This window comes from Treponema sp. JC4 (assembly GCF_000260795.1).
GTDB lineage: Bacteria > Spirochaetota > Spirochaetia > Treponematales > Treponemataceae > Treponema_D.
The window spans coordinates 53,431-68,254 of record NZ_AJGU01000002.1 but is presented as its reverse complement, the minus strand read 5'-3'; the positions used below and the strand labels follow the sequence as shown (position 1 = coordinate 68,254).

General features: G+C 41.9%; 10 protein-coding genes. 7 read left to right on the top strand and 3 right to left on the bottom strand.

The window, feature by feature from the left end:
- Positions 1-18 precede the first annotated feature (18 nt).
- The gene (locus MSI_RS14245) at positions 19-3,156 is read left to right on the top strand and encodes an exo-beta-N-acetylmuramidase NamZ domain-containing protein (RefSeq protein WP_009102960.1); all 3,138 of its coding nucleotides are present in this window, start codon (positions 19-21) and stop codon (positions 3,154-3,156) included.
- On the opposite strand, the gene leuS is transcribed toward MSI_RS14245, so the two are convergent.
- Positions 3,142-5,694 (bottom strand): leucine--tRNA ligase, encoded by a 2,553-nt coding sequence (gene leuS, locus MSI_RS01550; RefSeq protein WP_009102957.1) that lies wholly within the window; start codon positions 5,692-5,694, stop codon positions 3,142-3,144. The genes MSI_RS14245 and leuS overlap by 15 nt on opposite strands.
- 431 nt (positions 5,695-6,125) lie before the next feature.
- On the opposite strand from leuS, the gene MSI_RS01545 reads away from it, so the two are divergent.
- The 4 genes from MSI_RS01545 (at position 6,126) to MSI_RS01530 (ending at position 10,812) form a co-directional block, all read left to right on the top strand.
- Entirely contained in the window at positions 6,126-7,676 is a 1,551-nt protein-coding gene (locus MSI_RS01545; protein ID WP_009102955.1) for a hypothetical protein, read from the top strand.
- A gap of 98 nt (positions 7,677-7,774) precedes the next feature.
- Entirely contained in the window at positions 7,775-9,694 is a 1,920-nt protein-coding gene (locus MSI_RS01540) for a sensor histidine kinase (protein ID WP_009102953.1), read from the top strand.
- 14 nt (positions 9,695-9,708) lie between these two features.
- Complete coding sequence (locus MSI_RS01535; protein ID WP_009102951.1) at positions 9,709-10,323, top strand: response regulator transcription factor; 615 nt, start codon at positions 9,709-9,711, stop codon at positions 10,321-10,323.
- 99 nt (positions 10,324-10,422) lie between these two features.
- A complete protein-coding gene (locus tag MSI_RS01530; protein WP_009102949.1) occupies positions 10,423-10,812 on the top strand; it encodes a hypothetical protein in 390 nt (129 codons plus the stop codon).
- A 75-nt stretch (positions 10,813-10,887) separates the two neighbouring features.
- Here MSI_RS01530 and MSI_RS01525 read toward each other — a convergent pair whose 3' ends face one another.
- Complete coding sequence (locus tag MSI_RS01525) at positions 10,888-11,352, bottom strand: hypothetical protein (protein ID WP_009102948.1); 465 nt, start codon at positions 11,350-11,352, stop codon at positions 10,888-10,890.
- 105 nt (positions 11,353-11,457) lie between these two features.
- A complete protein-coding gene (locus MSI_RS01520; protein ID WP_009102947.1) occupies positions 11,458-12,297 on the bottom strand; it encodes a pyridoxamine kinase in 840 nt (279 codons plus the stop codon).
- Between the two features lie 86 nt (positions 12,298-12,383).
- Between MSI_RS01520 and MSI_RS01515 the strand changes: the two genes are divergently transcribed.
- Positions 12,384-13,844, top strand: a complete 1,461-nt coding sequence (locus tag MSI_RS01515) for a PLP-dependent aminotransferase family protein (protein ID WP_009102946.1) — start codon at positions 12,384-12,386, stop codon at positions 13,842-13,844.
- Between the two features lie 4 nt (positions 13,845-13,848).
- The gene (locus tag MSI_RS01510; RefSeq protein ID WP_009102945.1) at positions 13,849-14,745 is read left to right on the top strand and encodes an RluA family pseudouridine synthase; all 897 of its coding nucleotides are present in this window, start codon (positions 13,849-13,851) and stop codon (positions 14,743-14,745) included.
- Positions 14,746-14,824 lie beyond the last annotated feature (79 nt).

The window sequence follows — 14,824 nt, the reverse complement described above, 5'->3', positions numbered from 1 at the left end:
CTGTGGTATAATTTTTCTATGAAAAAATGTCACTTTATACTTGCAGCAGTCTGGTTATATGCGGCGGCTTTTTGCAGCTGTGCGAATATCAAAATTAAAAAAATCGATAAATCATATATAGAAAATAGCCCCCGTGTCATTTTGGGCGATGAACAGAGCGAAAAATATCTGCCCCTGCTGGCAGGAAAGAAGGTTGCCCTCTTTTCAAATCATTCGGGAATAATGGGTGATAAAATAATTTTACAGGATGGAAGGGAACTTTACGGAGGAAGCGAGCTTTACGGAAGCAGTGAAGAAGCGGCTGACCTGCCTTTTGGGAAGGATGCAGAGGGTAATGATATTTCCTACGGCCCTCATATCCTTGATTTTCTTATTGAAAGTGGTGTGGATGTTACGGCGGTTTTCTGCCCGGAGCATGGATTCCGTGGGACCGCAGATGCCGGCGCCAGTATAGACAGCTCTGTTGATGAAAAAACAGGAGTTCCTATTCTTTCCCTTTATTATGGCGGTGGAGATAAAATACCCCCTGCCACTGACATGGCCCGTTTTGACACTCTTGTAGTTGATATTCAGGATGTGGGACTGCGCTACTATACCTATTATATTTCGCTTTATTATCTGATGAAGGCCTGCGCGTCTTACGGGAAAAATGTGATCATTCTTGACCGTCCTAATCCTAACGGCTTTTATGTAGACGGCGGAATTCTGCAGAAGGCTTTTGATTCAAACGTAGGCCTTCTTTCAATGCCTACAGTTCACGGAATGACTCTTGGGGAACTTGCCCGCATGTTGAACGGTTCAAAACTGCTTGATAAAGACTGGAAGCCCTGCGATTTGACAGTAATCCCCTGCAAGAATTACACCCACCAGACTAAATATTGTCTTATAAGAAGACCGTCTCCTAATATCAGGACAATGAGGGCGGTTTATCTTTACGCTTCTACCTGCTATTTTGAAAATACTATTGTCTCTGTCGGCCGCGGAACTGAATTTCCTTTTGAAATATTTGGAAGTCCTTATTTTAAGGATGATGAAAAAATGGATTATATTTTTATTCCTCATTCAATTGACGGAGCAAAAAATCCACCCTTTTTGGAAGAAATCTGTTATGGAAAAGATTTACGTTCCCTGCCACTTTCAAAGATTTTTGAAAAAGGCACTGATTTATCTTATTTGAGTCAGGCTTACAGGACTGCAAAAAAATTAAATGCGCCTGCCTTTTTTGGAAAGCCAAACAGCAAAGGCTATTACTGGATTGATTTACTGACCGGTTCTGATTTTGTCCGCACTCAGCTTATGAAGGGAAAAGCCCTGGATGAGATAAAGGAAAGCTGGGAAAAGGAGCTGGAAGAGTTTAAAAAAGCCCGAAAGCCATATCTTTTGTATTCTGAAAAAGAACTTGAAAAAAGATGGCAGACAAATGTGACCTTCCCGGACTGGATTTCTGTTGCAAATTATTCTGCAAACAATATTCTGACTTTTGAATCTTACAAGGGGCAGGGGAAACTTTATTTAACTGCGGAAGAAGACTGTTCTTTTAAGTTGTTTATAAACAATTCTCTGATTCCGGTCAAACTTAAGGCAGGAGAAGCTTACGAAGCTGACCTTTCTTCTGTTACAAAAAACGGCAGAAACACAATTCAACTTTCTGATTTTGAAAGTCCCTTGGAAGAAGCCAAGGTTCGTGTATGCATTCCTTACCCTGTAATTCAGGAGGGAAAACTTGCGGATTCAGGAATTTCCCCAGCTGCTATAAAATTAATAGATAAAATCATCACTTCTGATATAAAAAAGGGCTTTACAAGCGCCCAGCTTGCGGTTATTAAAGACGGAAAGTTTATTTACCAGAATCAGTGGGGGAATATCCAGACTTACGGCAAGGACGGTGTGGCTGTAAAGGCGCCTGCCGTTACTAAAGACACCATGTATGATCTGGCTTCTGTTACAAAAATGATGGCCGGTAACTACGCAATTCAGCTGCTTGTGGAAGAAGGCCGCCTTCCCCTGGATACAAAGCTTGTTGATATTTTTGGAAGCCACTTTGCAGACGATACAATTTTAATTGATTACGAAAATAAAAAAGTTCACGACGTTTTTCCTCTGGAAAAAATAAAAGAGTGGAAGAGAAATATAACCGTGCGCCACCTTCTGGCTCATACAGCAGGCTTTCCTTCAGGCTATCCCTATTACAATGACAGCATAAACCTGAAGGAAGACCGCTTTAATGCGGAGCCCGGTTCAAATGTGCTCTTTTCGGGAAATGATAATTCGGAGGAGACAAGGCAGAAAACTCTGCAAGCAATTTTCCGCTCACCGCTTTCTTATGAACCTGGAACAAAGCTCCGTTACAGCGACATAGATTACATGCTTTTGTGCTATGTGGCAGAAAAAATTACGGGTCAAAGATTTGATGACTTTTTACGCGAGAACTTCTGGCAGCCGCTGGGACTGCAGCACATAACTTTTAATCCCCTTAAAAACGGTTTTAAAAAAACTGACTGCGCTGCAACAGAGCCTAACGGCAATTCCTGTTCCGGCGCCCTTAAGTTTACAGGGATCAGGACAGAAACTCTGCAGGGAGAAGTTCACGATGGAAATGCCTGGTACACCATGGCTGGGCTTTCCGGCCACGCAGGACTTTTTGCAAATGCCAGTGATTTAGCCCTTCTAGCAAGCCTTATGCTTACCGGCGGCCTTGGAGAACAGAAGTTTTTCAGCCGCAATACTCTTGATTTATTTACCAGTCCTCAGCTGGAAAATCACTGCGATTACGCTCTTGGCTGGTGGCGGCAGGCAGAGTTCCAGACTCCAAAACAGTTCGGAACCCTTTGTTCAAGCAGAGCCTTTGGCCACCACGGATTTACCGGCTGCGTAGTCTTTGTCGAACCCGAAGAAAACTTAGTAATTGTTTACCTTACAAATAAAATCAACACAAAAATGGTTAAGGGCAAGGAATTCAGCAATCAGTTTGAAGGAAACGCCTACGTCTCTTCTATGGTAGGCTTTGTTCCTCAGATAATTATGATGGGCCTGAAAGGGGTCGGCGAGGCTCAGCTAAAAGCCCTTGTAAACGATATGAAAAAAAATGCCCGCCTTGCAGCAGATGCACAGGGCGGGGCATATCAAAAGGCTTACGAAGCCTTACTTAATAACTAAGTTCACCAGCTTATCCGGAACGATAACTGTCTTCACAATCTCGTGACCGTCTGTAAACTTCTTAACTCCTTCAAGTGCAAGAGCTGCGGCTTTAAGGTCGTCCTGGCTGGTGCCTGGAGCGGCTTCAAAGGTGTCGCGCTTTTTGCCGTTAATCATAACAACAATCTGCTTTGTGTCGTCCTTACAGAAGTCTTCGTTGAAGGTCGGCCAGCTTTCGTAAGCGATTGTGTTCTTGTTTCCAAGCTTTTCCCAGAGCTCTTCACCAAGGTGAGGGGCATAAGGAGCAATCAGTTTTACAAAGTCGCTCCACATTGCGCGTGGAAGGCTTTCGAACTTGCCGGCTTCGTTGATGAAAATCATCATCTGGCTGATAGCAGTGTTGAAGTTCAAAGTATCTGTATCGTTAGAAACCTTCTTTACAGTCTGAGCAAAAGTCTTGCGCAGTGCTGCAAGAGCCTTGTCTTCAAGTTTTCCTGTAATGTCTGTATCGTTCAAAGGCTTTTCGCTTACTGCCCAAACCTTTTCAAGGAAGCGGTGAATACCAACGATTCCCTGTGTAGACCAAGGCTTACTCATTGTAAGAGGTCCCATGAACATTTCGTACATACGAACAGAGTCAGCGCCGTAAGCCTTAATTTCATCATCAGGGTTTACAACGTTTTTAAGAGACTTACTCATCTTGGCAACAATCTGCTCAAGAGGCTCGCCAGTTGCTTTTTCAAAGTAAGTGCCGTCTGCCTTCTGGTCAACTTCGTCAGTCGGTACAAGAGTTTTGTTCTTGCGCTGGAAGGCAAAAGAAGTAATCATACCCTGGTTTACAAGGCGCTGGAAAGGCTCTTTTGTAGAAACAAGTCCGCAATCGTAAAGAACCTTGTGCCAGAAGCGGGAGTAGAGGAGGTGCAAGACTGCGTGCTCAGCACCACCTACATACAAATCAACCGGCATCCAGTAGTTTTCAGCTTCTTTAGAACAGAAAGCGTCTTTATTCTGTGGATCAAGATAGCGGAGGTAATACCAGCAGCTTCCTGCCCACTGAGGCATAGTGTTAGTTTCGCGGCGGGCAGCGCCACCACATTTAGGACACTTGCAGTTTACCCATTCTTCAATGCCTGCAAGAGGAGATTCACCAGTACCAGTTGGCTGGTAAGATTTTACGTTAGGAAGAGTAAGAGGGAGTTCGTTCTCTGGAACAGGAACTGTACCACATGTTGGGCAGTGTACCAGAGGAATTGGTTCACCCCAGTAACGCTGACGGCTGAAAATCCAGTCGCGGAGTTTGTAGTTTACAGCCTTCTTTCCAACGCCCTTTTCTGCCAGCCATTCAAGCATTTTTGCAATGGCATCAGCCTTGTTAAGACCGTCAAGGAATTCAGAATTAACGTGGATTCCGTCTTCTGTCCAGGCCTGTTTCTGAACATCAACTTCGCTCTTAAGAACTTCGATGATTGGAAGATTGAATTTCTTAGCAAAATCCCAGTCGCGGGTATCATGAGCAGGAACGGCCATAATTGCACCAGTTCCGTAAGAAATCAAAACGTAGTCTGCAACCCAGATAGGAATGAGTTTTCCGTTTACAGGGTTTACAGCATAACTTCCGCTGAATACACCAGTCTTGTCCTTTGCAAGGTCAGTGCGTTCAAGGTCAGATTTTTTTGCTGCCTGCTCGCGGTAATCTTCAACAGCCTTTTTCTGTTCAGCAGAAGTAAGGCGTTCAATAAGAGGATGCTCAGGAGAAACAACCATGTAAGTTGCTCCAAAAAGAGTATCGCAGCGGGTTGTATAAACGCGGAGTTTGTCGCTTGTAGCCTTTCCGTCCTTGTCTGCAATTGCAAAATCAACTTCAGCACCTTCAGATTTTCCAATCCAGTTGCGCTGCATGATTTTTACGCTTTCAGGCCAGTCAAGACCGTCCAGATCTTCAAGAAGGCGCTCAGCATATTCAGTAATCTTCAAAATCCACTGGCGGATAGTCTTGTGAGTAACGATTGCGCCACAACGTTCGCAGCGGCCTTCCTTTACTTCCTCGTTAGCAAGACCAGTCAGACAGCTAGGACACCAGTTGATTGGAGTCTGAGCCTCGTAAGCCAGTCCCTTTTCGTAAAGCTTAAGGAAAATCCACTGAGTCCAGTGATAGTAGTCAGACTCACAGGTAGAAACAACGCGGTCCCAGTCATAGCTGAAACCAAGCGATTTAATCTGCTGAGTAAATTTTTCGATGTTAGCGTGAGTAGTTGTGCTCGGGTGGGTACCAGTCTTAATGGCATAGTTTTCTGCCGGCAGACCAAAAGAGTCAAATCCCATCGGGTGAAGCACGTTAAAGCCCTTCATTCTAAGATAACGGCAGTAAATATCAGTTGCTGTATAGCCTTCAGGATGTCCTACATGAAGTCCTGCCGCACTAGGATACGGGAACATATCCAGAATATACTTTCTTTTCTCCGGCGGAATCTTAGAATCTTCCTTTGCGCGGAATGTTTTGTTCAATTCCCAATATTTCTGCCATTTAGGCTCAATATTCTCAAATGGATATTTAGACATTTTGTGCCTCTTTTTATTAATAGTAAAGTTCATTAATTATAATAAATTTTTGGGCGAGTTCCAACACCTACTCGCGTTCCGGGCTCCACTACGTTCGGTGCTTCGCACTCGCTTCGCGACCCTCCATGCTCGCGCCGAGGGGCGGTTAACATTTGTAAAAAAATGGCTCCGTTCGGAAGAAATATCCTTTTTGAAAATTCAAGTGCCGCTTTAATGATTTTTATGGCCAAAGAACTATCATATAAACATGGAGGTTGCACATGGCTATATTGAACGATGTATTTGACCTGGCTAAAACACTTTTAGAAAACTACAGAGTCAAACAATTAAATTTTAAATAGATTTTTTTTTCAAACCTATTGACATTTAAAAGACGGGGGGGGGTATTATGTATAGTAATTTCAAAAATAAGAAAAATATAAGAGGGAAGTATGATTAAGTTTAGAAAAAATCTGGTTTGTACTGCACTTTTGTCAGCAGTACTTTTCGCTTTTACAGCTTGTGCCAATAGTTCTGGTTCCGATGATAATGGAAACTATGGCTATAATTACGGTAATGGTAATAACGAAACTGTTGTTTCTTTGCAGGATGTTTCAGGAATGCACACAGAGGATGAAAAGAAACAGTTTATTCAGGCAAATTTCAATGTAAGCAACGAAGATGATTATTACTATAATGGTTTTGTTAACTATTACTCAGAAAGTGATGTATTAAAAATTCCTGTAATTACATATAAGTTCAATTCTTCTAGTTATAATTATTCTGGTTCAAGCTTGAAATTTAAGTTAGAAGCTTCTTCTTTTCAGGTTTATTTGTATAAAGGTTCAAGTTCAAGCGAATGGAAAACTTTTGACTATAAAGATATCCTTCTTGCAGACGAAATGCAGGCATGCTTTGGGGGAAATGGGGAAATTCCTCTTTTTAGTGGAAGTGATGTTAAATCATTTTTTGTAAAAGAAGAATTTACAGATTCTTATCCATCTTACGACTATGATGAAAATGGAAATTGGACAAGTTATTACCCTAAAAAATTTAAGTACTACTGTTTTGCTGTAAAAACATCATCAAATGGTAGTAAAGTTGTATTTACCGCAGAAACTGATGAATTTGATGAAAAAACTAAGTTTGCTGTAAAAAGATGTAAGATTCAGGAAGGAGATTCTATTGATCAATATGGTGATACATCAAAAGTTATCTGCTATAAAGCATCAGAATATGCTTCATATGATTTTGATTTGAACAATCTTTATAAATGGAACGTAGTAGATAACAGTTCTCTTGTTACTGATCAGACATATCTTGATGGAACTTATACTTATGAATCTGATTCCTGGTATGATTACACTGATTATAGTTATAAGAAAGCAACTTGCACCGTTACCCTTAATAACGGTTCTATTTCAATGACAAGCAATAATAGTTCTAATGTTCCAGGATTTACAGGTACCTATACAATTAATGGTTCAAAAATTACTATTACAGCAGGTTCCGATACTGAAAACTTTACTTACAGTGTTGAAGGAAACAAACTTTCATTAAGTTCTAATTCATATTCAGATATATTGAGGGAAAAATTTTATTCAGACTCAAGTTATTCTCTTGAGATGACAAAAACTTCATCTTCTGGAAGCGGTAGCGGAGGTTCTGGCTCGGGTGAAAGTGTAGCTGCTAATGACATTATTGGAAACTGGCAGTATATGGCTGCTGGAAACAGAGAATTTGAAGTTCAGATTACAGCTGATACAATTAAAAAGGTTGCTGTTAATTCTAATGGTTCAAAAGGTTCTGGACAGGCATATAACTATACTCTTAGCGGTTCTGTAATGACTATTAACGTTAATGGTACTAGTGGAGATATCAATCTTTCTCTTAGTGGTGATAGTTTGACACTTTCTGCTGAATCAGGCTCTGATGGATGGCAAATTTTGATGGGACTCTTTAGTACAACAGATTCATCAGTTACAATTACAAAGAAAAATTAAAGTAAACTTTTGACTTTTGATGCCGTCTGGGTTTTGTTACTTCAGACGGCTTTTTTTTATACTAAAAGAATTTACTCTAATCTGATATAATCCCTTTTATGAGGCGATTTTTTTCCTTTTTTGTGATTTTTACTTTCGGGCTTTTGGGGCCGGCGTTTTTGGGGGCGCAGGAATCTCTTTTGCCGGAGCTTTCGGATTTTATTGAAAAAGAAAATATTGATATTGTTTTTCAGACGGCGGATGCGAAAAAGGAGGACTGGATTTTTCTGACAGCCAGCAAGAAGGGGCAGGGCTTTGAAAATCTTTATGCAGTCAATCTACGGGAACCTGCTGCGTCGCTTTTAATTCTTGAAAATCCGGCTGGTAAGGCGGGAGTTTTTTCTAATCTCTGTTATCTGGCAGAAAATCAGACTCTTTATTTTGGAATTCATAGCGGGGCGGCTCTTGTAAACGGAGTTCAGCTTTTTCTGGGTGAAGGAACTTATCATCTTAAAAAGGATGCGGATGGAAAGTTCAGCTCAAAAGGGCTGAGGCGTTTTTCAAAACTGGAACCATGGCTCTGTCAGCGGGCCAAGGCTGCTTATTTTGATAATTTTCCGGAACCGGATTATGCCGGTTTTTTGAATTTTTTATTCGGCTTTTGTGATTTTGATGTGACTCCCTGCCTTGCTTATAAAACTTCTGACGGGCGCACTCTGCTCAATGAAGATGCTCTCTGCTTTCTTTACGAAAATTCGCTTTTGGATGCCATCGTAACCGGGGAAAAAGAAGGCTATCATTCTGCCTTTGAAGATTATTTATTCTGTCTTGATGAAGATGGCAGGCCTTCCAGAATTCATGCAATTTCTGCCAATCATTCGGAGCGCTTTTTTACGGAAGGGGCAGCCCAGGTTGAATCCCACTATTTTAAGGCTTTTGGCGGCCGGGTTTTTATGCTGGAAAATATCGGCTCAGTAAAAAAGATTTTTGATGAGCGGGGAAATTTTATAAAATCTGAATGGTCAAAGGATTTTTCTAAGCTTTATCTGATTTATGATTCGGAAAATGATTTTCTTATCACTCAGCCGGCGGGCTACAGTGAGCTTCGACTTGAAATTTTTGAAACTCCCTTCCCGGCGCGGGTGGAAACTGCCCCGATTTTTGATTTTAACAAAAAGCTTTATCTTCGCGACGCCAATCATACTGATTTTTACCAGCTGCAGAAGGACTTTTCTTTCCAGAAAACTGACTCGCCCTTTAAGACTTCGCAGCAATCACCGTTTTTAATGTATGCAGCCTTCATCTTTACGCTGATTTTTGCAGGCGCGCTTGTTTTTATGAAGAAAAAGCTTAGGGCGGCAGGGGGCACTTTTGAACTTGAAGAAAAAATCCGCGCAGAAATTTCTTCCGACATTCACGATTCAGTTGTCCAGGATATCCGGGCAGTGCGCCTTGATGTTGAACGCCTGAAGGTTCAGAAAGAAAGCGAAGGTTTACAGCAGACGGCGGTAAAAAATCTTACCGACTGCATAAAAAAGATGCGGGATATCTGCTATTCGCTTAATCCTGCAGAAATTGCCAATGCCAGCCTTAACGGTTCAAAGGTTGATGTGATTTCTGTGGTTCAGGCTCTCTGTGAGCAGTTTTCGGACAAAACAAAGATTTCTTTTCTGCTTGATTGTGAGAAAAATCTTACTTCCGCATTTTTGAACCAGAAAGAAGCCTCTTATCTTGCAAGAATTGTGCTTGAAATCCTTTCTAATATTCAGAAACATTCTTTTGCAAGCAAGTTTACCCTTATAATCCGCCGTAAGAATGATGAAAAACAGGCAGGTAAAATCCTTTCTTTTATAATTATTGATGACGGGGTCGGCTGCGAAATTGGCTCACTTTCCAGAAAAAATCTGAAAACTCATTTTGGAATGCGCAACATGAGGCTCTTTGCAAAGGCGGCTGGAGGTAAAATTGAATTTCTTTCAGCTAAGGATGAAGGAATGCAGGTTCGGCTCAGCGTAAAAATTGAGGACACGGGGATTTAAGGCTGGCGGAAGATATGGAAAAATCACTTTTTATTGTTGATGATCACAACATGCTTTTGAAGGGACTGGAAAATTATCTTTTGGAAAACACTGACTGGAAGGTTTCAGGGACTTTTACTTCTGCGCCTGCCTGTCTTAGCGCGCTTGAAACAATCAGCCTGCAGGAGGATTTTCCGAAAATCATAATTGTTGACGTTCAGCTTGGAAAGGAATCGGGCTTTGAACTTGTGGAAAAAATCACAAAAAGCCGGCCTGATATTAAATGCCTTATTTATTCCATGTACGATACTCCCGGCTACATTCTGCAGGCAAAGGAAAGCGGCGCAAAAGGCTATATTTCCAAGGTTGCAAGCGAAGAAGAGCTGCTGCTTGCCCTTGAGACTCTTTACCAGGGCGGAGAATATATAGAAAAGCGCATGGAAGGAGTGCAGAAAAAACTTTCCGGCCTAGACAGCCTTTTTTCGCGCCAGGAAAAAGTGATTTTTGAAAAACTTTTGCAGGGAAAAAGTAACCGCCAGATTGCCGACGAACTTTTTATCTCTTCCCACTCTGTAGAAAATTATGTGAGCTTTATTTACGACAAAACCAACGTTAAAAACCGCCGCGAACTGATAGAAAAATTTCAGTAAAAATTAGGAGAATTTCTCCATATTTTCCAGCTTAGAAGTTTTTTATAATTTCCTTAAAAAACGCACAGAAAAACTGGCGGAAAAAAAGGAGTTATATTTATGAAAAAATTTTTAGCTATGCTTTGCGCAGCAGTTTGTCTTGGATTTGCTTTTACAGCTTGCAGTAATGATTCAAGTTCTGATTCAGGTGAAGGATATATTCTTGAAACCGGTACAATTCCACAGAATATTGTTGATTCTGCTCAGGAATGGAGACAGAATATCGGACAGTATGCATCTTATGCAGATAAAAAAGAATTGCGTGATTATTTATATGAGCATAGAACTGCCTATAATAAAACTACAGTTTCTGAAACTCAGCTCAGACAAATGCTCAGTGAAATTACACCGTCTGCTTCTGCTATTGACGAACAGATAAAAGAGCTTAAAAGAACAACAAATGACGTTCTGATTATAGAAACAATCTGGTTTTACGCTGAACAGCAGTAAATAAAGCAACCCTCTGCACTTTACCGGGCTGGCAGAGGGGTGAATAAAAAGGAAGTTGCTTTCCTGCGGTAATTGCTAGTAATCACATAACCACTGGAATTTGGAATCGTTACTATAGCTGGTATCAGTGCTGCTTATACTAGAGCTTCTCTGTGGTTTAGCCGCTGCATTTGCTGCTAATTTACGTTTTACTCCATAAATAATAGCTCCCCCAATACCAATAGCGGCAACTGTTGCTACAGGAATAAGCCAAGCCTTGTTTTTGTTGAGCCAGCTGCCAACGCTTCCTCCTGCAACTGCTTCAAGAGCCTCATCAGAAAGGTTTTCAACAGCATCATTGTCTTTAGTATTTTCTGCGACAGCCTTTTTAAATTCTTCCTCATTAAAATCAGGATAGGCTTCCTTTAATGATTTAGAAAGACCCTCAATACTGCTGGCATTATCAATAATGCTTTCAATCTTTGCAAAATCAACTTTTGCAATCTGCTCTTCTGTTGCACCCGCTTCAAGTAGCTGTGTCTTCAATTCCTTTTCGTTCATATCTTCCTCCTAAAAAACAACCAGTCTGAAATTGTTCTGCTTTTCTTTCTGCCTATTTATACTCCGAAAGCAGGCAGAAAGGGTAATTTTTCTGGAGGAATTTCACTAGTTCAGTGCCTTAATTAGCGAAGGAATTGCTTTTTCAAACTTAACGCCATACCAGTGGTCTTTTTTGTCATCCAGAGTCTTTTTGATGGCTTCTACTACAAAGTCGGCGGCAATTTTGGCTGCCTGAATTGCTGATGTTCCCCTCATAAGGGCGCCTGCAAAGGCTGAAGAGAAAACGTCGCCAGTTCCGTGGAAGGCAACGTCAATTTTTTCATTGAAGTAATATTCAAAAGTATCTGTATCTGCGTGATAAACAGAAGCACCAACCTTATCTTTTTCAAAAGAAACACCCGTAATCACAACATTTTTAGCGCCGAGCTTTGCAAGGTCGCGGCTGATTTTTTCTATGTAAGCCTGGTCGTAATCTGAGCCGGCGTAAGGAATGCCCAAAAGGAAGCTTGCTTCTGTCAGGTTTGGAAGAATGTAGTCTGCCCCCTTACAGAGTTTTGCCATTTCCTGAGGGAAGTTGTCGTCAAATCCCGCATAAAGCTTTCCGTTATCAGCCATAGCCGGGTCAACAATGCGGAGTGCCCCCGGAACAGCCGCCTTATCCATAATCTGAAGGATGTGGGCAATCTGAGTTTTTGTAACGTAGCCTGTGTAAAAGGCGTCAAATTTTATATTTTCTTTGTTCCAGCGTTCAAGGATTTTTGGCATTTCGTCTGTGAGGTCGTTGAAAGTCCATCCCGAATAGCCTGCCGCAGTGTGGTTGGAAAGCAGGGCCCCGGGAAGAATTGCAGTTTCAATTCCGCAGGCAGAAATGATTGGCAGAGCAACTGTAAGCGAGCACTGTCCAACGCAGGAAATGTCCTGAATTGTCAAAAGTTTTTTATCCATATTTTTTCTCCTTTTTGCAGGCATATTACAGAAATTCTGGTCTTATTCATATAGTCAAAAGTGTATCAAATATATAATATCAGATTGTGATTACCATTGATTTTTCCAAACGCGGCGATGCCGGTCTCTGTGATTTTCTTTCCTCTTCTATCCGCAGTCAGATTTCTGCCGGTCTTCTTAAAGCTGATGAAAAACTTCCCTCAAAACGCGCTCTTGCCTCCCATCTTGGCGTCAGCGTTATTACTGTGCAGAATGCCTATGAGCAGCTGATTGATGAAGGATACATCTATTCAATAGAAAAAAAAGGCTTTTTTGTAACTGAAATCGCACCTGAAGGCGCGCCGGGGGATTATGTATCTTCCGCGACTGAAAAGGCTCCTGTAAAACTTGCAGTTCCGCCCGCTCGCGCCGGCAAAAAATTCTTTTTCGATTTCCGCTCTAACACTCCAAACCTGGAGCGCTTCCCATTTTCCCAGTGGGCTCACGTTATGAGGCGGGTCCTTAAAAGTGGAGACGAAAAGCTTTTGCAGCGTCAGGATGTTAACGGTGTTTACGAACTCCGTGCTGCCATTGCCCGCCATTTGAGCGGCTTCCGCAATATGAGCCTGCAGCCGGAGCAGATTGTAATTGGTGCGGGAACAGAATCTCTTTATTCAATGCTGGTGCAGTTTTTTGGCCGAAGTAAAATTTACGGGGTTGAAAATCCCGGTTACCACAAGGTTGCTTCTGTTTTCCATTTGAACGGTGCCCAGGTAAAGCCTGTCCTGATAGATTCCCAGGGACTGGACACTTCGCTTTTGAATCAAAAGAAAATCGATATAATTCACCTTTCACCGGCTCATCATTTTCCGACCGGACGTGTAATGCCAATCCGCCGTCGTCTTGAACTTTTGAACTGGGCGGGAGAAGAAGCTGGCCGCTATATAATAGAAGATGATTACGACAGTGAGTTTCGTTTTAATGGAAAGCCTCTTCCAACTCTTTTTAGCGGAGACAGCAGCGAAAAAGTAATTTACGTTAATACCTTTTCAAAAACAATTGCACCTTCCTTCCGAATTAGTTACATGATTCTTCCTGCGGCAATTGCAGAGGCCTTTCAGAAAAAACTGGGCTTTTATTCCTGTCCGGTTTCTGCCTTTGAACAGTACACCCTTGCTGATTTTATTAACGACGGTTTTTATGACAATCATCTTATCAGGATGAAAAATTATTATCGAAATCTGCGCAACGCCTTTATTTATGCCCTTTCTCATTCGGCTTTTAAGGATTCTATTCATATTGCAGAAGAGGAGGCGGGACTTCATTTTCTGCTTTCTTTTAAGAGTACTTGCGGGTCAGACCATTTAAACCTGAAGGACGCCTTTGCAAAGCAGGGACTTAACCTTCCGCTTTTGAAGGAGTTTTATTACGAGGAAGAAGAAGGAAATGCTGCCTCAGATGAATCTTCTGAAAACCAGCTTTCCCAGACTTTTGTAATCAACTATTCTGCTTTGGAAAAAGAAAAAATCCCGGCGATTGTTCAGCGTATGGAAAAAGCGTTACAATAAAAATATGAAAGCCAGTACGGAATATAAAAAGGCTCATAAGGCTGACTTTGGGCACGAAAGAATAGAAGTTTTATACGAAGATGAATGGATTGCGGTGATTTTTAAGCCAAGCGGAATGCTTTCTGTTCCATATCCTGGAAGCAAGGCAAAAACGGCTCTTGCAGTTCTGGAACAGATAATGAGGAAAAAGGGCAGCTGGGCAAAAAATCACAGGCCTTTTACAGTTCACCGCCTTGACCGCGATACTTCGGGTGTAATGATGTTTGCCCTGAGTGAAGCGGCTCAGAAAAAAATCATGGGCAGCTGGCACAAAATGGTAACCGAGCGCCTTTACCGCGCCGTTGCAGAAAATCCGAGCGGACGAAATGCACCAAAGCCTTTGCCGGACAACGGCCTTATTGATGACGAACTTGCTTACAATGCCTATAACGTAGGTTTTGTTCCAAAGCCCGGTGATAAACCGAGTTTTTCAAAATTGACAAAGCAGGCGGTAAAAAATCACTATAACAAAAGCCGTAGCGAACAGTCGATTTATGAAAGAAACCTTACTGTAAAGGGTGGAAAAGCTGAGTTTAAAACGATAACTGCCCGTACTCACTATAAGGTAATTTTAAGAGGAAAAACTCACACCCTTTTTGAGCTGAGTCTTGATACCGGCCGTAAAAATCAGATTCGCGCTCATCTGGCAAGTAAGGGCTACCCCCTTGCAGGCGATGAAAATTACAGGGCAAAAACAAATCCTTTTGGAAGACTGGCACTCCACGCCCGCACGCTGGAATTCGACCATCCCTTTACGCACGAGCATCTGAAATTTGAGGTGGCAGAACCTAAGGAATGGGGAGAGTTTATAACTGCAGATAAGACAGATTCACTGAAACCTGGGAAGCTAAAAAACGCCTAGCATGGATTCGTGATTTGCGACGCTTTTTTCGCGATAAGGGGCATACAAGGCGGAGCAATGCCTACAGAGCAAGCGAAGC